Origin of the sequence: Undibacterium sp. Ren11W, from assembly GCF_049340485.1 — a bacterium.
Taxonomy (GTDB): domain Bacteria; phylum Pseudomonadota; class Gammaproteobacteria; order Burkholderiales; family Burkholderiaceae_D; genus Undibacterium.
Genome location: NZ_JBMPPB010000006.1, coordinates 29218 through 49152, shown reverse-complemented (window position 1 = coordinate 49152; position 19935 = coordinate 29218). Strand labels below are relative to the sequence as shown.

The window sequence follows — 19935 nt, the reverse complement described above, 5'->3', positions numbered from 1 at the left end:
CTTTAGTAAACTTTTCAACTTAAGAGGGGCGTTGGTATACAAAAAGCGAAACCTAAAAATCGCCTACATAATAATGCTCAGGCTGATCATCTGGACTATTTTTATATTTGAAATCCAAAGCATTTAAATCGATAGCACCTGTGTAGTTTTTAGCGGTAAGCCACAAGCTCTTCAAGACCGGACGGATAGGTCTATGGTCTAACATAGCGCGGATTTTTTGCGCGTAAATATGTCGCTCTGAAGACGCCAACGCTGCCTCGGGCTCCGGGAATCTGGCGATCAATTGCAGATAGCAGCTTAAATGAAAGCTTAGCGTCTCGCTTTTAAAAACCTCTTTAAAATACTGATCAGACAAAGTCAAAAACCACGGCTCTGCCATGTAGCAAGAAACCAGAAAAGGATTATACGGCTTCTGCCCATCCAGCCAGATACATATGTATCGGTAACACACATGAGAAAATCCCTGGGAAATTTTAAACAGAGGTTTTTCTTGATACTCGTAGTGATTAACGGCTTCTTTAGGTGCCGTTAAAAACTCTACTAGTCGCTGCTCGGCACCGCCCATAAAACCAATTGGAGCAATAAGCGAAGACTCCTCAAATGAATTGACGCCATCGTAACGATCACTGTCGGCATGCTCCCAGAGAATTTCAGATGACTCATTCAGGCTCGTTTGTATCTGCCACCAATTACGCCCTGTGCCTGGTTCAGGCCAATACTCCTGTTCGTACCCATCTAAAGGCACCAGACTAATATCAGTGTGCCAGGCCGCCGGGCCCGCCAATAATTGTTCAGTCACGGCGCGCCAGGACTCCTCACTTTGATCTGGGCACAACCATAATCGATACACTAATGGAATAGGATCTTTGTACAGAGGATGCTGTTTTGGCTGCGTGCCGCGCAGATAATAAGCCTCAAATATCTTCAACTCTTTTTTGGTATGCCGGCCAGAATACCCAAGCCTATACTGAATATCCTCCCAGGATTTTTTACGCTCTTCTAGCTGCACTTTGCTCAGTTTTTCTGCTACTAATGTCATCATTGATCACGCCTAAGTTTTCTTGATTGTTGAGGTTAAATCCCCCAATTTATTCACACTAAACCAGACCCACTTTGAATCGCAAAATCCGTATCGATTTCAGAATAATTTGCTGACACCAAAGCGCGCCCGAATGGAAAAATGCGGTGTGCCTGGTGCGCAGCACCCAACCGATATGCGTGCCAGGCTTGCTAGAAATCGCCTACATAATAATGCTCAGGCGCAGACTCAGGACGATCGGTATCCGGATACCTAAAATCCAAAGCATTTAAATCGATGCGGTCTTGATAGTTTTTTGCGGCCAGCCACAAGACCGTCAAGGTCGGTGGGATAGGTCTAAGGTCCAGCATAGCGCGGATTTTTTGCGCGTAAACATGGCACTCTGAATTCTCATGCTCTGCTAGCGGCTTAGGGTAGCGGGCAATCAGCTGAAGATAACATTCCAGATAAAATAAGCCCGTCACATTTTCTTTTAAATCCGACAAAAAATCGTCCGAGAGTGCTGCATACCAATACTCAGATAAATAATAAGCCAGCATGGTGGGATTATGACGACGCGTGCCATCTAGCCAATGACAAACATCCATATAGTTTGGATACGTGAACCACTTAGAGGCATCAAATATAGTGAGATTTTTACTCCGGCAATACTCTATAAGCTTGGTATTTGTCGGTAAAAATTCAGCCAGTCTTTGCTCAGCTCCGCCCAAAAAACCCAGAGGCGGAACTAGCGACGAACCTACATAAGAAGTGACGCCATCATACCAGCGAGAATTTAGCTCCTCAGTGAGAATGTCAAAGGTAGACTCTAAACTTTTTTTGATTTGCCAGCCCCAGCCCTCGCCTAGGCATGTCTCCCGCCAAGACTCACCTTCCTGCCCCGCGCAAGCTTCAACCGGGACATCAGTACGCCAGGCTGGCGGGCCAGCCAACAAAGTATCGACTACAGTCTCCCAAGACTCAAGGCTTTGACCTGGACACAAGTACAGTCTATAAATTAATGGGATAGGGTCAGGATAGGCTGGATCCAACTTAGGCTGTGTACCGCGCAGATAATAAGCCTCAAATATTTTCAATTCTTTTTTGGTATGCCGGCCAGAATAGCCGAGCCTAAATTGAATATCCTCCCAGGATTTTTTACGCTCTTCTAGCTGCGCTTTGCTCAGTTTTTCTGCTACTAATGTCATCATTGATCACGCCTGAATTTTCTTGATTATTGGAGTTACATCCCCAATTTCCCAGCACTCAACCATACTTACTCTGAAATCGTAAAACTCCATCTCTATCTCAGCGAGTAGGGTGTGAGCATCGTGTATTACATCGCTTTCCAGCATTCCATCCGCCGCAATACGCCTTTCAGACTTTAAATGTGCAAGGATTTGGAGCGAGGAATTCTATTTATACTGCAGAAACCGCACTGGCTCGGTGCCACGGTTTTTGGCTCTTACGACTACGGTATTTGCCAGCAGGTCGTGCCAGCCTTGTTTTTTACTGCTAAAGCCTACCCATATCAGGCCTATGCCCAGCGGTATCATCGCCACGAAATATCCGAGATAACGCACGATGCTTTGGCGGCTTGAGAGTGGCGCACCGCTATCGGCATCGACAACGCGCAGCGACAAGGCCATTTTTCCTGGGGTCGCCTGTTTATATATCCAAAATAAAATCACCGCAGCCGCCGGAAAAATCCAGCTAATGACTAAATCGAGCGGGCCGCGTAGCAATGTATCAGTGAAAAGAGAGTCCCATCCGTAGACAGCAACGATCAACGGTGTGGTCACAATCAACATGAGCACAGTGTCAATTAAAGACGCGCCTACCCGCACCCAAAAACCTGCGTATTCAATAGTTGGGTCGTCTGCAGCAGTATTCATGAAAAGCCTAAGTAAGTTGATTTGGACTTACGCAAAACCGCCCCAGCGTCGTTGCACTCGCCTTGCCGTAATAAAGTACTGTCTTCGGCGACGCGCCTAGCTGGAACAATTTTGCGTAAGTCCTATTAATGAGATAATTTCACATGGTATCAAGGTAACTAATATTAAAGTGGAAATATTGCTGGAAATCTTGATTTCTCATCGAATCGGCTGTAGATGCAGCCCTACCGCGTTTCCAATTTTTTTAGCGGCCGGGTCTGAGGCAAGTTTCCAAACTCAAAGAAAAGTTGCGGGCAGTGTGTGCTGAGCTTAGCGTGCCCTAAACTATTTATCTGACCGCACTAATTAACATACCCCCGCCCAGTACATTTCAATAGCGCAATACACATATGCGCAATGACGGTGTTTTCACTAAAAATAAGGGGAGTATATTCAGCACACTGGTTTTGCTTAAAACTTGCGCAGCGCACAAGATGCCCTCGTGTTAAGCTTCGTGCCGCCGCATTTCTCCCACTTTTTTCAAGAAAACATGGATATTCTTCTCGCCGCAAAAATTATCATCATGGGCATCGTTGAGGGCCTGACTGAATTTTTACCTATTTCGTCCACCGGGCATTTGATCTTGGCTGGTAGCCTGCTCAATTTCACTGGCGAGAAAATGAAGGTGTTTGAAATCGTGATACAGGCCGGTGCGATCTTTGCCGTGTGCTGGGAATATCGCCAGAAAATCGCGTCCGTATGTTGCGGCCTGGGCAGAGATCCTAAGGCGCGCAAATTTGCCTTGAATCTCATCATCGCGTTTTTGCCAGCGGCAGTGCTGGGCCTGTTGTTCAGCAAAAAGATTAAAGCGGTGTTGTTTGCACCGGTACCGGTGGCGCTGGCCTTCATCGTCGGCGGACTCATCATTTTGTGGGTAGAGCGTAAACATAAGGGCGTGGATGAACACGATCCTAGCCATGCGCGCGTGCATAGTGTGGACGACATGACGATGTTAGATGCCCTCAAAATCGGTGCGGCGCAAGCCTTTGCCCTGATCCCCGGCACTAGCCGTTCTGGCGCGACGATTATCGGCGGCATGTTGTTTGGTCTGTCACGCAAGGCGGCCACTGAATTCTCGTTTTTCCTGGCGATACCGACCTTACTCGGCGCTACCGTGTATTCGCTGTACAAGGCGCGTGAAGACTTATCGGCCGCTGATATCCCTATGTTTGGTCTGGGCACCATCGCGGCGTTTATCTCGGCATTTTTCTGCGTGCGCTGGTTATTGCGCTATATCGCCACGCATAACTTCAATGCCTTTGCCTGGTATCGTATCGCCTTCGGCATCATGATCCTGATCACGGCATATACCGGCACTATCGTTTGGGCCGACTAATTTTTATCGTATGACAGACCCAGCGCAGCAAACCAGCGAGCAAACTCAGGCCCTGCATTTATTGCAGACAGTATTCGGCTATCCGGCCTTTCGTTCGCAACAAGGGCAGATCGTCGACCACGTCGTCAATGGTGGCGATGCTCTGGTGCTGATGCCTACCGGCGGCGGTAAATCGCTGTGTTATCAGATTCCGGCGATGATACGCAAAGGCGTAGGCATCGTGGTCTCGCCGCTAATCGCCTTGATGCAGGATCAGGTCGATGCGCTGGAAGAGGTCGGAGTGCGCGCCGCATTTCTGAACTCTACCCAGAGCTTTGAGGAGTCGCAGCGGGTCGAACGGCTGCTGCGTACTGGCGAGATCGATCTGGTGTATATCGCACCGGAGCGCTTGATGACTGCGCGCTGCCTCGATATGTTAGAAGCTAGCCCTATCGCCCTGTTTGCGATTGACGAGGCGCATTGCGTCTCGCAATGGGGCCATGATTTCCGCCCTGAATACATCAAGCTCTCGGTGCTGCACGAGCGCTTCCCTAGCGTGCCGCGCATCGCACTGACCGCCACTGCCGATCAGCAAACCCGTGACGAGATTATCCGCTGCCTGCAACTAGAAACGGCCTTGCAGTTCGTCTCTTCGTTTGATAGACCTAACATCCGTTACCAGATCGTCGAGAAGGCCAACGGCCGCAAGCAATTGCTCGATTTTATCAACGCCCAGCATAGCGGCGACGCCGGCATCGTATATTGCCTGTCGCGCAAAAAGGTGGAAGAAACTGCCGAATTCTTAAATGAAAACGGCATCAATTCGCTGCCCTACCATGCTGGCATGGAGATGACAGTACGCAGCCGTAACCAAGCCAGATTTTTGCGCGAAGACGGCATCGTGATGTGCGCCACCATCGCCTTTGGCATGGGCATCGATAAGCCCGACGTGCGCTTTGTCGCGCATCTGGATTTACCAAAAAGTATAGAAGGCTATTACCAGGAAACCGGACGCGCCGGACGCGATGGTGCTACAGCCAATGCCTGGATGGCCTACGGTTTGCAAGACGTGGTGCAGCAACGCCGCATGATCGATGAATCGGAAGCGAATGAGACTTACAAGCGGGTGCAGGGCGTTAAACTCGATGCTATGCTCAGCCTGTGCGAAACGCTCAATTGCCGACGCATGCAATTGCTGGCGTATTTCGGCCAGGGCTCGCAGCCTTGCGGCAATTGCGATACCTGTTTAATTCCGCCGACCTCGTTTGACGGCAGCGTCGCAGCGCAAAAAATTCTCTCTACCGTGTACCGTGTCGATCAGCGTTTTGCCGCCGGTCACGTGATCGACGTCTTGCGCGGTACCGATACTGAACGGGTGCAGCAATGGCGGCATAATCAACTCTCGACCTTCGGCGTTGGTGCCGATAAGAGCGAGGCTGAATGGCGCGCCCTGCTGCGCCAACTCATCGCGCTAGGTCTGGTGGCGGTTGATTATGAAAACTATAGCTCGCTCAAACTCACCGAGCAATCACGTGCGGTCTTGCGCGGTGAAACCAAGATACAGTTGCGCCAATACAAGAAGGCCGAAAAAGCTACCAAGCATAAACGCCAGTCCGCCAAAGACTTTGCCGAGACTGATCTCTCGGCCAGCGAACAAGCGATTTTCGAAAAACTACGCTGGTGGCGCATCACCACCGCCAAGGCACATAACGTCGCCGCCTTCATCATTTTCGCCGATGCCACTCTGCGCGAAATTGCCAAGACCAAACCGCGCTCGCTGGACGATTTGCGCGGCGTCACCGGAGTCGGTGCCAAGAAGCTGGAAAGCTATGGCGCCGAGATCGTGGCCTTGATAGCTGAAATGAGTTGATACGCTGTAGTCTCACCATGAAACCACAAAGCTTAGCCGCATATTCCATGCGCCTTACCAGACCAAAATGGCTGGCAAGGCGCATGGAATATGCGCATAGCTATTTAGAAATTCCCGCTTCAGAAGTACTAAGCCTTTCCCACTTGAGCTGGCGCTAATCATGCGCAATGCCATAGGCCATTTCCATCCCAGAATGACACTGCGTACCTTAGGGCGCGGCGACGGTTTATTCGGCATGACTAAGTCCGGCGTATTCGGTCCGCGCGGCGGCAACGTCACTGTGGTGCAGATAGACTGGCTGTACAGCGCCAGCGTGGATGGCGCAGAGTTACTCTGGCAAACGCCAGCCCCTAGCGTTTTACTCAATCGCCGCCCAAGTTCCAGCCAGATCATTCTCGATAAGCAAGACCAGCCTGTGACCTTGCTGCGCGATTTGGGAGCTGAGGCCGATGCGCTCGATAAGGTCTGGGAGCTTGATTTGCACCCGCTGCCACTGAGCGCACTGCAATGGCGCAGCGAGGCCGCAGCCAGTCACTACAGTCATCCCGGGCAGCTATGGAGTTTGCTGCAAGAAGATTTTTTTGCCGATTTCTGGGCCGATCAATTACCGCTATTGCAGGCGCTGGGCTGGTCCATCGTGATTGCGCCAGGCTTCGCGCATGAGAGCGTCACGGTCGAGGCCTGGCACTTGATCATCGATGAAAGCAGCGGCGAAATACTCGGCAAAGAAGTGGCTTCGCCTATGCACGGCCGCCCACCCACAATCACCCGGTTGGGCTTACCGGCACGCGAAGGTTCGTGGCTGCTCAGTTTAGGTATAGAAATCGATGGGCAGAGCATCGATCTGGTGCCGCTGCTGGCGAATTTATTGCAAAGAGATAGCCGCTGGCTCAATGCCAAAAAGCTGGCCGAGATCGACGATATGGCCATGATACGGCTGCGCGCTCCCGGCGGCAAACGCATCGATGCACAGGCTGCACCACTCAAAGCCATCGTCAGGCATATGCTTGATCTGCTGGGCGATGAGCGGCGCCAGCACAGTCCCTTAGCAATCTCGGGCTGGGATAGCCAGCGCCTGGAAGCCTTGCGCCTAAGCCTGTTAGAAAGCCAAGCGCAGCGCGCTGGCTTGCACGGTGGCTGGCAACTGCAAGGCGAAGCTGGTTTGCGCACCCTGGCCCAGCGTCTGCACCACATAGGAGAAGTCGCAGCGGTCGCCGCACCGGCGGGTTTAGGAATTACCTTAAGACCATATCAATTACACGGCGTGGCCTGGCTACAATATTTGCGCGAGCAACATCTGGCGGGCATCCTGGCCGACGATATGGGACTGGGCAAAACCGCGCAGGCGCTGGCCCATCTACTAATAGAAAAACAGGCTGGGCGACTCGATAGGCCGGCGCTGATCGTATTGCCGACTTCTTTGATTTTTAACTGGCAGGCCGAAGCGCAGCGCATGGCACCGGATTTACGTGTACTGAGCCTGCAAGGGCCGCAACGCGCTAGCTATTTTGCTGAGATGCAGCAAGCCGATATTGTGCTGACCACCTATCCCTTGATCTGGCGCGACCTGGAAATTTTAGAGCAACAGCAGTTTCATCTCTTGATACTCGATGAAGCCCAGACCGTCAAAAATGCCGCCAGCCGCAGCGCCGATGCGGTGCGCCGCATCCGCGCCCGGCATAGACTATGCATCACCGGCACGCCCTTGGAAAACAATCTGGGCGAACTGTGGACTCAGTTCGATTTTTTAATGCCAGGCTTTCTCGGTGATGCGCGCAGCTTTACCCGCTTGTGGCGCAAACCCATAGAAGTCAACGGCGAGACTCTGCGCGCGCAACTGCTGGCACAAAGAATCCGGCCGTTTATCCTGCGCCGTCGTAAGGAGGATGTCGCCACCGAGTTGCCACCTAAAACCGAAGTGATCAAGCGTCTGCAATTGCAAGGCCAGCAACGCGACCTGTATGAAAGCGTGCGTGTCGCCGCCGACGAACAAGTGCGCAAGCTGTTAACACGCAAGGGTTTTTCCGGTGCGCAAATCACTATCCTCGATGCCCTGCTAAAACTGCGCCAGGTCTGCTGCGATCCGCATCTGCTCAAAGGCGCACAAACCCCGCATACGATGGAACGCGCCAAGCTGGAAATGCTCAGTGATATGCTACCCAGTCTGGTGGCGGAAGGGCGACGCATGCTGATCTTTTCGCAGTTCACCGAGATGCTGGAGCTGATCGCCGAACAGTTAGAGCAACTGGCACTGCCGTATTTGTCACTGACCGGCAAAACCCCAGTCGCGCAACGCGGCAAGTTGGTAGCTAGTTTTCAGGATACGCAAGTGCCGATCTTGCTGATCAGCCTCAAAGCCGGTGGCGTGGGTCTGAATCTGACAGCAGCCGACACCGTGATCCACATGGACCCGTGGTGGAATCCGGCGGTCGAAGAGCAAGCCACCGCGCGCGCCCATCGCATAGGGCAGGAGCAAGCGGTGTTTGTCTACAAGCTGGTAGTGCAAGGCAGTATAGAAGAACGCATCCTCGATCTGCAGGCACGCAAGGCGGCACTGGCAGAAGGCGTGCTGGGCAGCGATGCGGCGCTGGCGCCGAAATTCGACGCCGCCGATCTGCAGGCTTTGTTGGCACCGCTGAGTATTTAACTCGGCGACGCCCACAACTTATTTTTTGGTAAAGACCAAATCCCAAACCCCGTGCCCTAATTTAAGACCACGGTTTTCAAACTTGGTCACCGGGCGGTAATCGGGACGTGGTGCGTAGCCGGTTGCGGTGTTTTCCAAAGCGGGCTCGGCACCTAATACTTCCAGCATCTGCACCGCGTAGTCTTCCCAGTCTGTAGCGCAATGCAGATAACCACCTGGTGCGATGCGTGAAGCCAGCAAGGCCACCAGCGGGCCCTGGATCAGTCGGCGCTTGTTGTGGCGCGCTTTATGCCATGGATCAGGGAAAAACACGTGGACGCCGGCCAAAGAGTTAGGCGCGATCATGTGCGTCAAGACTTCAAAAGCATCGTGCTGAATGATGCGCTGGTTTTGCAAACCCATGGCATCGGTGAGTTTAAGCAAACTACCGACGCCCGGCGTATGCACCTCGACGCCGATAAAATTCTTTTCAGGCATTAACGCAGAAATTTTAGCGCTAGTTTCACCCATTCCAAAACCGATTTCAAACACGGTAGGTGCACTGCGGCCAAAGGCTGCCGCCACATCGAGTTCGGCTTTTTGATACGGGATACAAAAACGCGGCCCCAGGGTTTCTATCGCTCTGCCCTGCGCATCAGACAAGCGTCCGGCACGCGTCACAAAACTGCGGATGCGGTGTTCGGTTGGATCATAAAACAGCGGCTTATTGTTGCCGTCGGCAGGTTTGGTATCGGACATGGGAGCAAACAGAAAAAAGGGGAGATAAAAAAGGCAGGGTGCTGCAAGTTCAAACACCAGCCCCTAGCGCAGCAAAGGCAACATTTTAACAGATGCGCGGCGCGCATTAGCTTCTACCTGCCAGCTCCTGCAGCGCCGTCACCACTCGCTGTATCACTGCAGGCCAGTCGCCACCACGACTTTGGCGAAATAGCTGCATGCTTGGATACCAGGGAGTATCTTGTCTATCGGTCAACCAGCGCCAGTCAGCACGGTAATCTGGCAACAGCAACCAGCAAGTTTTACCCATAGCACCGGCCAGATGCGCGACCGCGGTATCGACGCTGATCACCAGGTCAAGATTGGCGATCAGCGCCGCAGTGTCGGCGAAATCTTCCAACTCCGCACCATAAGGCAGCAGCTCAAACCCCTCACATGGCAGTTGATCCTGACCCTGCCCTTTTTGCAAGCTGACAAACTGCACGCCAGCCACCTCCATCAGCGGGCGCAATAATGCGATTGAGGCCAGCGAGCGATCCGCATCATTTTCAAACAGGGGATTACCTTGCCACGCCAGGCCAACACGCAGCTCGCATAAATTATCCGATGGCAAACGCTGCGCCCAGACTGCGATGCGCTGTGCTTGAGCGGCCAGATACGGAATCGGTGCAGGTATCGTCTCAAGCCGGGTCTGGCAATAATGTGGCAGGCTCATGGGCGGGGTCCAATAATCCCAGCCTGAATCGGGCAACTCTCGATTAAAATCGAACAGGTAATCGACGCCGGGCAAGCTGGCAAACAGCCGCTTGAGTGCAGGATGGCATATCAGGCCGATCTGGCTCGCGCCCATGCTTTTCAGGATCTGCGCATAGCGGCAAAAATGGATCATATCGCCATGCCCGGCCTCAAACCCTATCAACACAGATTTGCCGGCCAAAGCCTGGCCCTGCCAACGCGGGAAGCTAAAATTTTTCGCCCAGACGTCATACCACTCGCGCGCTTCCAGGCAGCGCCAGCCGTCCTCAAAGCGCCCCTGACGCAACAAAATATAGGCCAGATTAAAACGCGCCTTAGCGTAATTTTCATCGATTTCTAAAGCACTGCGATAGCATGCTTCGGCCTGTTCTTCGCGTTGCATGCACGCCAGCAGCACGCCAAAATTTGACCAGGCAGCGGCTGATTCCGGCTCCAGCGCCAAGAGTTGCAGGTACACCAGCTCAGCCTCGCCAAAGCGCTTGCGCTTGGTTAGCAACACGCCCAGATTGAGCTGCACCTGCAGACTATCCGGGTCCAGCGCCAGCGCTTGTTGGTAGTAACTTTGTGCCACATCCAGCTGGCTGGCATGCTCTGCCAGCCACGCCAGATTCGCCAGCGCCTCGGGCATCTCGGGTGCTACAGCCAAAACTGCTAGATAGGCTTTTTCAGCCGCGACTAAATCACCCTGCTCCAGACAGCGATTCGCGTCATCAAACAAAATTTCAACTGAACGAGGATAAACGGGCATGGACTATCTACACAAAACTCTAGGTGAACGATTGTGCCATAAATCAAAAACAAGTAAGTACATTGCGGTTATCACACAGCGATGCGCTTGACATCGTTAATTTAGTTTATGCTGCCATATCCACCTTATCGACTAAGACAACAGCTGAACCTATTTTATCGAGCATCGCCATGCACCTACCCACCACCGTCCGCACATTCAAAGCTGAAGAATGGCGCATCCATAAACAGCTGCGCCTGGCCGCATTGGCCGATGCGCCGCATGCTTACGGCAGTACGCTAGAAGCTGAGCAACTGCGTAGCGACGCACTCTGGCAAGAGCGCCTGCAACTAGCCTGCGCAACGGACAGAGAAAACGTTTTTCTGGCCGAGGTCGGGGCTGAACCAGCAGGTCTGCTGTGGGCCAAGTTCGCCACCGATGTGCCGCACGTAGTCGAGCTTTTTCAGATGTGGGTGCGGCCAGTGGCCCGTGGACACGGTGTGGGCGCAGCCTTGCTACAGATTGCGATTGTGTGGGCTAGCCAGGCCAGTGCGCGCTGCGTAAAACTCGGGGTCGCGGTCGGTGATACACCGGCCGTCAAGCTATATCAACGCGCTGGTTTTAGCTTTGTAGGGGATGCGCATGCAATGCGCCCTGGCAGCAGCATCATGGCGAAAAATATGCAACTGCACTTGCAAGCGCAACTGCCGGTAAATATTTCTTAAGTAGGCCCCTGCCAGCGCGCATATCCCATGCGGGCTGCAGGCCAGGCATGCTGGAAAGGCGCATGGCTTATGCGCGTCCGGTGTGCGCGCCCGGCCGGCCTTAACTTAGATTTATCGAATTGACGCCGCTAAGGCTTGTTGCAAGGAAGTTGCGGGCAGCGGACCGATAAAATTTTCTAACCGGGTACTGACCAGTTGATGCGGACGTTGCCACAGATAGCGCATCTGAACCACCGAGCGCAGCAGCGGCGAGACCAGGGCGATCAATTTAAATAGCCACCACGGCAAGGCCTTAATGCGCAGCTTGCGGCCGGTGATTAACTCTAACGCCTGATGCATTTCCTTAGCGCTGGCGCTCAGACCGGGGTAATGAAACACCTGATAGCCGCTCAGGCTGCTGCGGCGCTCGGCCACTCGTACAAACACCTGCGCCAGATCGGGCAAATAGGCCCAGGCGTGGGACAGATCTTCTGGTCCCATGCGCGTTACCACGTCTTTATGCAGGGACTTGGTGATCGCCAAACCTAACCAGGATCTGTTGCCGCCCAAAAAATCTCCAGCCCGTATCACCACGCTACGCAGCCCCTGCACGCTGGCGGCGGCGATGCTGCGCTCCATCTGTATGCGCAATAGGCCCTTACCGGCATGCGCGGCGAACGCGGTTTCTTCACTCAGTAAGGCTGGCAACTCCGTACCAAAATTGTAGACATTACCCGGCACCATGAGCAGGCCGCCAGTGCCTTGCGCAATTCGGATCGCGGCCGCTGTAGTCGGTGCGAGTAAAGTATCCCAGCGTGCGTAATCAGGATTGAGTGCATGCACCACGACATCAACCTGGCCGACCGCAGCGATTATTTTGCTTGTATCTAAGGCGTCGCACAGCAGATTCTCCAGGTTGTCCATGACAGGGAAATCCATCGCCGATCTAGCCACCGCGATCACACGCCAACCCGCAGCGGCAAAGGCCAGCACCGCCGCCCGCCCAAGATTGCCTTTGGCGCCCAGCACCAGCACGCTAGGTCTTGCTTGCTTCACTTCGGCTGTGGAGAGTGTATTTGCTGTCATGATACTGTGCCCTGAAAAGACCTTCGATTGATGATGTCGCTATTTTCAGGCGTATCGAATGTCATTACAATACGCATACATGCATGCCTCATATGCAAATATGAATAGATAAGAACGAACGAGAACCACGCTATGGCAAGCCAACAATTTGTAGCAGCCCAGACCGACTGGAACCTGATCCGCGCCTTTGTGGCCGTTGTCGAATATGGCTCTTTGACTAATGCGGCACTGCAATTGGGACTGAGTCAGGCCACCCTATCACGCCAGATCGCCGAGTTAGAGCAAGTCACAGGATCAGCCCTGTTTGAACGGGTCGCTCGCGGGCTCAAGCTCACCGTGGCCGGCGATCATTTAGTGGCACCGGCGCGCCATATGATGGTGGCAGCAAGGGCGCTAAGCATGGCAAGTGCCTCGCAAGATAAGGGCCTAAGCGGCACGGTGCGCATCACCGCCAGCGAAATCGCCTCGGCCTATGTGTTGCCACCCATCTTGGTCAAACTGGCAGAGCTGCATCCTGAGATACAGATAGAACTGGTGGCCAGCAATCAACTCAGCAATCTATTAGAGCGCGAAGCCGATATCGCGATCCGTCTGCTAAGACCGACGCAGTCGGCTTTGATCACCAGGCACATAGGCGATTGGCCGCTAGGCATGTATGCGCATAGCTCCTACTTGAACAGCGCCAGCTTTAAAAATCAGAAGCAAACGCTCACACTTAGCGAAGACGCCGATGTGACAACGATGGCAGAGTACCGATGGATAGGCTACGATCAATCGGACCAATTACTGGCAGGGTTCCGCGCTGCCGGCATCATGATACAGCCAAGTTTTTTTGCGTTTCGCTGCGACAATCATCTAGTCAATTGGCAAGCCTTGCGAGCGGGTTTGGGCATAGGTATAGGCCTGCAGTGGCTGGCGCGCCAATATCCGGATTTACACAGGGTGGTGCCGGAGCAGACATTACCAAGCTTGCCAGTGTGGTTGACTAGCCATAGAGAACTCAAATCAAATCAAAGAATCCGCACGGTATTTGATTTCTTGGCGCAAGAGCTAAGTGCGATTGAATAAGCCAGGATCAAGCGGCGCTTTTGTACCGAGCTTGAACATAGAGCTACCCGCAAGTACAAGTAGCTATCCGTGCCGTATTGTAAAAAGCGCAGAAACTTAATTTTCAAATAATGCTTGTGTGAATCATTGAAAATTTCTCTCAATCAATAGCTTTTTGTCATAAAAATTCCTGTAGTCGCATGGTATATTCGCGCCTTGCTTCTTTGGGCTGAACAATATCAGCGACCATTTGCGCCTCATAGCTGTCATTAATTAGTTAATATATTTAGCAAGCACCGAACGCGACCACATGAATCACACTTCTGCAGTCAAGAATACATTTTCTTTAAGGACGATTTTAATCGTTCCCTATGTTGCCCTGGTGTTGGTATTGGCCAGCGCCATAGGCTGGCTCTCGTATCGTGCTGGTGATAGCGCGGTACTAACGGTATCGGATCATCTGTTACTTGAAACTGCAGAACGTATAGGTCAGGCCATCGATCGTCATTTAGTCGGATCTGGCGCGACGCTAGAGGCGGCCTTCCCAAACGGCATGCTGGCACAAGCCGATATCGATAAAGATTTAGTCAATCTGCGCAGCCGTTTTTGGATTGCGACTTCACTGCATATAGATCCGAATAATTACGTTTACTACGGTAACACCGCTGGTCAGGCGATCGGCCTGTATCGCCACTCGCTAGAAGAAGGTGAATTGCGCATCAAAACTAAGCCGGAAGAAAACCGCACACGTTATCGTTTTAAAGGCATAGACGGCCCATTGCAATTCCATTCGAAAGAAGAAAAATTGTTTGATCCACGTAGCCGTCCCTGGTATACGGCTGGCGCGAATGCAAAAAACGACACCTGGACTTCGGTATATATCGATTTCGGCACCCAGGATTTAGTGGCAACCCGCGCCCGCAAAGTGTCAGCCGCAAACGGCCAACTGGCTGGCGTAGTAGCGACTGATATGTCGCTACGTTCGCTCAATGATTTTGTGCGTAATCTAAAAATGTCGCAACATGGCCTCGCTTTCATCATAGAGCCTAATGGTGATCTGATCGCCGCCTCTAGCGGCCCCAACGTACAACACTCTAAAGATGGCAGCAATGTCCGCATCAATGCCAAAGACAGCGGCAATCCGTTTTTAAACGCTATCTATGGCAAGCTACTAGAGCTCGATATTGCTAAGGAGGGCAAGGGTGATGCAAAAACCTTTAGCTTTGAAGATGCTGCCGATGAGCGCATCCACGTCGCCTATCAAAAAGTCAAAGACAATACCGGGCTAGAGTGGATTACCGTGGTCGCTGTGCCTAGCAAGGACTTTATGGGCGATGTACTTACCAACATCAAACGCACGGCCTTGATTAGCGCGCTCGCGGCCTTATTGGCGATCTTAATCGGTCTGAAAATTTTGACCTGGGTGGCCTCGGATCTGCAACGTTTATCGTACGCCGCAGTGCAAGTGGGCAATGGCGCCATCGATGCGCCGCTAGAAATCATCCGTAACGACGAAATCGGCGTACTTGCAAATAGTTTTAGAACCATGCAACTGCGGCTACAAACCGATCGACTTACAGGTTTAAAAAATCGCGATGCATTTGAACGTGGGCTCAACGCCAAGATCGGCCAATTCCATGCCTCCGATAAAAAGCAAGCGTTTGGCGTCATGTTCATCGACCTCAATGGCTTCAAGGCGATCAATGATCAGTACGGCCATGATGCCGGTGATTTCGCCTTAGTCGAAGTGGCACGTCGTCTCAGCAACAGTGTACGGGCCGGCGATGTGGTAGCGCGTTATGCAGGCGATGAATTTGTCATCATGCTCGATGACGTCGCCCAGCGTGAAGACTTTGTGCCGATACGCCAACATATCGAGGCCGCACTGGCGCAGCCCCTGAAGTTAGCCAATCTGACCGAGACACCAGAGGTACAACTGGGCGGCGCAATCGGTATCTCGCATTTCCCTGACGATGGCAACGATGCCGTGGGACTATTAAAAGTGGCCGATCGCGATATGTACGTACAAAAATTTGCTGCTAAAACGCTCTAAACAATTACCCTGAAAACAAAAAAGCCCACCAAAGGCGGGCTCTTCATTCTTTACGACGACTCGCCTGCAACCCATGCTATCTGCGTGGTGTCACTGGCTGACTGGCAACCCACACTATCTGTGTGGTGTCACACTACACCAAAAACCCGTGCTATCTGCGCGGTGCCTATGGCGGTCTGGTCATCTGCACGTTAACCATACTCCTTGCGGTTTTAACATGCTGTCAAACAAATTAATTGCTCCACAAATTAATTAAATCATTTTCCTAGGTCGCTGTAATTGTCAGTGCCTGGCCGATTAGAATTAATTGCGCGCTCCAGAGTCCCGCTATGCGTTGAAGCATGGCAATCACTCTGTCACTGGTGATTTGTATCACTGAACAATTAGACCTTTTCCCAACAACCCATGCTATCTGCATGGTGCCGTCAGCCGGTCAGAATTGTTCTACGCTGTAGAAAATTGCGCGATGCGCCAAATTCTAATGTGTGAATGTTTCAGTTCACTTAGCTATTCTCTGCGTTTAACAGCCCCTGCTATCTGCAGGGTGCCATTAAAAGGCAGGCGAATCAGAGTATAAGTGAACCTACTTCCGTCTTTCTAGTTTTCGGCAACACGTGATTGCCGAAGTCCACTCAATTAAGAAAGAACTTGGATATTGCCGGCTTTGTCGCCTTTAGGACCAACACTGCGTTCGAAAGAAACGCGTTGGTTTTCGGACAAACTCTTGAAGCCTGTAGATTGTATGTCTTGAAAATGGGCGAACAAATCTGGACCGCCTGCATCTGGAGTGATGAAGCCGAAGCCCTTAGCGTCGTTGAACCATTTGACTATGCCTGTTTGAGTGCTCATGTTATTTCCTTAAAAATTTTAAATATAGGCAAGCTTGCCTTGAAGGCACTTGAAACCAAGAGATGAAACCAGAGGAAATAAAACAGAACGACTAGAAGAAACAGCCATGCAGAATTGGGACCAACGAGATTACGACCTGATGCAAGTACGGGACGAAATATAAACCAGTAATTTAACTTTGTCCAGCTTTATTTTTGTATGTTTTTTCAGGCAGTTCGCTAAGCGCGGCGAAACTGCGCTTAGCGAACTGCCGTCATCCTTAAACCGTTTTACGTCTGGAAATTAACATCAACAGACCCGCCAATAACAAAAACGGCAGCAACAAGGGGGTTAAGGCCAAAGCCAGTGCGCCCAGGATAAACACCACCAGCAGCGCCAAAAATATCGCCACTCCTGCCAGCAGCAAACCAGTCACGCTGAGTGCAAAAAATAGCCCAATTACCCCTATCATCAAGCCTATAGTCCCTATACCAAATGCGAGCACGCCACCAATCGGTTCGCCATCAATTTGTAGCGCCGACGCATCCATAAAACACATTGCCACCAAGCCAGCGATGATGAAGGCGATGAGCAGCAACAAACTATTTTTCCTGGTAATGTTTTTCATGGCGACGCTCTTTCTATCGTGATTGAATAAGGAAATCTTGATTCAGTAATGACATCTTAAATACATCATACATTCAGTGCGATGGGCATGAGACAGGACGTCAAATCCATGGAATAGACGGTCTTCTGGGGACTTTGGCGGTAAAAACTGCAGTATAAAAACCAGCAAAGTGGCTAGCCGCAAGCTACAATCAAATCAACAGCGTCCAGGACAATGATGGCAATCAGGAGCGAGCAATGCTGACCAGCGTACTACAGCTACAAGAACTGATGAAGGAAGTCGAAAGCGAAGATCCGATCGACTTTGCCGACCTGCCGTTTGAAGAAGACGATTTGCGCTTGCTTACGGCTAATCACATTTGCCAGATGGCCGCAGCCTTAGATAATTTCAGCGAGGAAGATCGTCATCTGACACTATTGGCCGTCGCCGCCAAACTGGTGTTAGAAAATATGGTGTTGCACATACGCCTGATACGCCAGCATGGGCAAGATGTGGAACTCGATCTGGCCACCATCTTGCAAAATATGCGTAGTAAAAGACCTAAATAAGCCGACTTTACTGTCTACCTATTTCCTTTGTTGCGCCATCAATTTGAAATACACCAGCAAATCATCCAGACTGGCATCGGGAATCGCCTGCCGACCAAAGCCAGGCATGACGGAGGCCTTCCAGCTCCTGACTGCGCCAGGCTCGCGTATCAATTTGCGCAGATACTCAGAATTAAAATATTCCACCGGGCTATAAGGACGATTCAAATCAGGACCGATGCTAGCATCACCAGCCGCGTTAAGTTGATGGCACACAGCGCAATTGGCGACATACACCTGAAAGCCGCGCAATCCTTGTGCAAGCTCGCTGCCAGTCGACTTAGGCAATAGTTGCGGGTAGCGCTGAGACAAAGGTGCTGCTGCCGCTATTCTGGCGATCTGGTAAGGCCATTGCTCGCTGGAGATCTGTGCTTTTTCTGGTGTCAGCCAAACCAGATAAAACGGTCCGGCGGTGGGCGCCGAGCCTTTTTTTAAGGCTGGCCAGGCCTCATTCTCCGGTTCGATCGCGACAAATGCCTGCCCTGCTCCATCCAGCAAATTGGCCGGGATATTCGCCACAAAGCCATCGAGAGCGACAAACTGCAGCGACTCCAACTCGGCCAGATGCGGCAATAAAATGCGCACAGGAATTGCCTTGACCGTGCGCGGCTGTTGATACGCCACATCCAGACTCAATACTAGCTCGCGGGTGGCGGTATGCGCCAGTAATTGCGCGCGGCTAAATACCTGCTCCTGGCGACCGTCAAACACGCGCAACACTGGTTCAGCGCTGTCTGCGTATGACGAGCACTGCACGCCAAGGAGTAATAGGCCCGCAAAAAACACTTTTCTGATAAAAATACTCTGCGCTAGCTGGCCATAGGCGAGCTGAAGTTTATTAGCGATAGGCATGGCGCTCTTTCTCAGTAAGCAACAATATAGATAAGTATAATCAAAGTTCAACGAGCTTACTTCCGCGCACATGAGCAAATTCGCCTATCTCGCCGAAAACCCGTTAAAATCGAAGGTTGAGTAATTATTATTCGCCATCTAACATTCGCGAAAAAGGCAGACCGCATTATGCTTACGTTTCAACAAATCATCCTGACCCTACAAGAATACTGGAGCGCACAGGGCTGCGCCTTGTTGCAACCCTACGACATGGAGGTTGGCGCTGGCACTTCGCATACCGGCACTTTCTTGCGCGCGATCGGCCCTGAGCCTTGGCGCGCCGCCTATGTGCAACCATCGCGTCGCCCTAAGGATGGCCGTTATGGCGAAAACCCGAATCGCCTGCAACACTATTACCAGTATCAAGTGGTATTGAAGCCGGCACCGGAAAATATCCTTGATCTTTACCTCGGTTCGCTCAAGGCTCTGGGTCTGGATTTACAGCAAAACGATATCCGTTTCGTCGAAGACGATTGGGAAAACCCAACGCTGGGTGCCTGGGGTCTGGGTTGGGAGGTCTGGCTAAACGGCATGGAAGTGACGCAGTTCACTTATTTTCAGCAAGTCGGCGGTATCGATTGCAAACCGATTCTGGGTGAAATCACTTACGGCATAGAACGTCTGGCGATGTATTTGCAAGGCGTAGAAAACGTCTACGACCTGGTCTGGACCGAGCGCGAAGAAAACGGCAAAACGATACGCCTGTCGTACGGCGATGTATTCCATCAGAACGAAGTCGAACAATCGACCTTCAATTTTGAATATTCAAATACCGATTTCCTGTTCACGCTTTTTAGCAATTACGAGGCCGAAGCCAAGCGTCTGCTGGAAGTAACAGAGACTTCGCTGGCATTGCCGGCTTACGAAATGATACTCAAAGCGGGACATACGTTTAATCTGCTCGACGCCCGTGGTGCGATTTCGGTGACCGAACGCGCTGCGTACATAGGCCGCATCCGCAATCTGTCGCGTGCCGTAGCGGCGGCCTATTACACCTCGCGCGAGAAGCTAGGCTTTCCTATGTGTGCCGCGGACGACAAACATAAACCGGCACCGATAGTAGCGCTAGCAGACTAAGTCAAGAAATAAGTAGGGAGTGCCATGCGCACCACCGTCGATAGAGCTAA

Annotated in this window: 17 protein-coding genes; 8 read left to right on the top strand and 9 right to left on the bottom strand. The window is 51.9% G+C overall.

Translation table 11 applies throughout. The features are described 5' to 3' along the window. Positions 1-52: 52 nt before the first annotated feature. The 3 genes from ACO0K8_RS14400 to ACO0K8_RS14390 form a co-directional block, all read right to left on the bottom strand. Positions 53-1042: a hypothetical protein gene (locus ACO0K8_RS14400; RefSeq protein ID WP_422947355.1), complete on the bottom strand. Its 990-nt coding sequence runs from the start codon at positions 1040-1042 to the stop codon at positions 53-55. Positions 1043-1230: 188 nt separating this feature from the next. Then, positions 1231-2229 carry a hypothetical protein gene (locus ACO0K8_RS14395; RefSeq protein ID WP_422947354.1) on the bottom strand — a complete coding sequence of 333 codons (999 nt, stop codon included), beginning with the start codon at positions 2227-2229 and terminating at the stop codon, positions 1231-1233. Positions 2230-2433: 204 nt separating this feature from the next. Continuing rightward, positions 2434-2913, bottom strand: a complete 480-nt coding sequence (locus ACO0K8_RS14390) for an RDD family protein (RefSeq protein WP_422947353.1) — start codon at positions 2911-2913, stop codon at positions 2434-2436. Positions 2914-3442: 529 nt separating this feature from the next. Between ACO0K8_RS14390 and ACO0K8_RS14385 the strand changes: the two genes are divergently transcribed. From ACO0K8_RS14385 to ACO0K8_RS14375, 3 genes are all read left to right on the top strand, one after another. Beyond that, the gene (locus ACO0K8_RS14385) at positions 3443-4288 is read left to right on the top strand and encodes an undecaprenyl-diphosphate phosphatase (RefSeq protein WP_422947352.1); all 846 of its coding nucleotides are present in this window, start codon (positions 3443-3445) and stop codon (positions 4286-4288) included. A gap of 10 nt (positions 4289-4298) precedes the next feature. After that, positions 4299-6137: a DNA helicase RecQ gene (gene recQ / locus ACO0K8_RS14380; protein WP_422947351.1), complete on the top strand. Its 1839-nt coding sequence runs from the start codon at positions 4299-4301 to the stop codon at positions 6135-6137. Positions 6138-6297: 160 nt separating this feature from the next. Further along, positions 6298-8784, top strand: a complete 2487-nt coding sequence (locus ACO0K8_RS14375; RefSeq protein WP_422947350.1) for a DEAD/DEAH box helicase — start codon at positions 6298-6300, stop codon at positions 8782-8784. An 18-nt stretch (positions 8785-8802) separates the two neighbouring features. On the opposite strand, the gene trmB is transcribed toward ACO0K8_RS14375, so the two are convergent. Further along, positions 8803-9522, bottom strand: coding sequence for a tRNA (guanosine(46)-N7)-methyltransferase TrmB (trmB, locus tag ACO0K8_RS14370; protein ID WP_422947349.1), 720 nt, complete (start codon positions 9520-9522; stop codon positions 8803-8805). A 106-nt stretch (positions 9523-9628) separates the two neighbouring features. After that, on the bottom strand, positions 9629-11005 hold the full coding sequence (locus ACO0K8_RS14365; protein ID WP_422947348.1) for a tetratricopeptide repeat protein: 1377 nt from the start codon (positions 11003-11005) through the stop codon (positions 9629-9631). A gap of 170 nt (positions 11006-11175) precedes the next feature. Between ACO0K8_RS14365 and ACO0K8_RS14360 the strand changes: the two genes are divergently transcribed. After that, positions 11176-11709, top strand: a complete 534-nt coding sequence (locus ACO0K8_RS14360) for a GNAT family N-acetyltransferase (RefSeq protein WP_422947347.1) — start codon at positions 11176-11178, stop codon at positions 11707-11709. A 111-nt stretch (positions 11710-11820) separates the two neighbouring features. Here ACO0K8_RS14360 and ACO0K8_RS14355 read toward each other — a convergent pair whose 3' ends face one another. Continuing rightward, entirely contained in the window at positions 11821-12774 is a 954-nt protein-coding gene (locus ACO0K8_RS14355; protein WP_422947346.1) for an NAD-dependent epimerase/dehydratase family protein, read from the bottom strand. A gap of 132 nt (positions 12775-12906) precedes the next feature. On the opposite strand from ACO0K8_RS14355, the gene ACO0K8_RS14350 reads away from it, so the two are divergent. Together ACO0K8_RS14350 and ACO0K8_RS14345 are read left to right on the top strand one after the other, a co-directional pair. Beyond that, positions 12907-13842: a LysR family transcriptional regulator gene (locus ACO0K8_RS14350; RefSeq protein WP_422947345.1), complete on the top strand. Its 936-nt coding sequence runs from the start codon at positions 12907-12909 to the stop codon at positions 13840-13842. Between the two features lie 289 nt (positions 13843-14131). Beyond that, positions 14132-15874 carry a diguanylate cyclase domain-containing protein gene (locus ACO0K8_RS14345; protein ID WP_422947344.1) on the top strand — a complete coding sequence of 581 codons (1743 nt, stop codon included), beginning with the start codon at positions 14132-14134 and terminating at the stop codon, positions 15872-15874. A gap of 636 nt (positions 15875-16510) precedes the next feature. Here ACO0K8_RS14345 and ACO0K8_RS14340 read toward each other — a convergent pair. Continuing rightward, on the bottom strand, positions 16511-16723 hold the full coding sequence (locus tag ACO0K8_RS14340; RefSeq protein WP_126126694.1) for a cold-shock protein: 213 nt from the start codon (positions 16721-16723) through the stop codon (positions 16511-16513). A gap of 259 nt (positions 16724-16982) precedes the next feature. Then, entirely contained in the window at positions 16983-17330 is a 348-nt protein-coding gene (locus tag ACO0K8_RS14335) for a hypothetical protein (protein ID WP_422947343.1), read from the bottom strand. A gap of 236 nt (positions 17331-17566) precedes the next feature. On the opposite strand from ACO0K8_RS14335, the gene ACO0K8_RS14330 reads away from it, so the two are divergent. Further along, the gene (locus ACO0K8_RS14330; RefSeq protein ID WP_422947342.1) at positions 17567-17878 is read left to right on the top strand and encodes a hypothetical protein; all 312 of its coding nucleotides are present in this window, start codon (positions 17567-17569) and stop codon (positions 17876-17878) included. A gap of 18 nt (positions 17879-17896) precedes the next feature. Here ACO0K8_RS14330 and ACO0K8_RS14325 read toward each other — a convergent pair whose 3' ends face one another. Continuing rightward, complete coding sequence (locus tag ACO0K8_RS14325; RefSeq protein WP_422947341.1) at positions 17897-18769, bottom strand: c-type cytochrome; 873 nt, start codon at positions 18767-18769, stop codon at positions 17897-17899. A gap of 168 nt (positions 18770-18937) precedes the next feature. Here ACO0K8_RS14325 and glyQ point away from each other — a divergent pair, with 168 nt between their 5' ends. After that, entirely contained in the window at positions 18938-19885 is a 948-nt protein-coding gene (glyQ, locus tag ACO0K8_RS14320; protein ID WP_422947340.1) for a glycine--tRNA ligase subunit alpha, read from the top strand. The last annotated feature ends 50 nt before the right edge of the window (positions 19886-19935 follow it).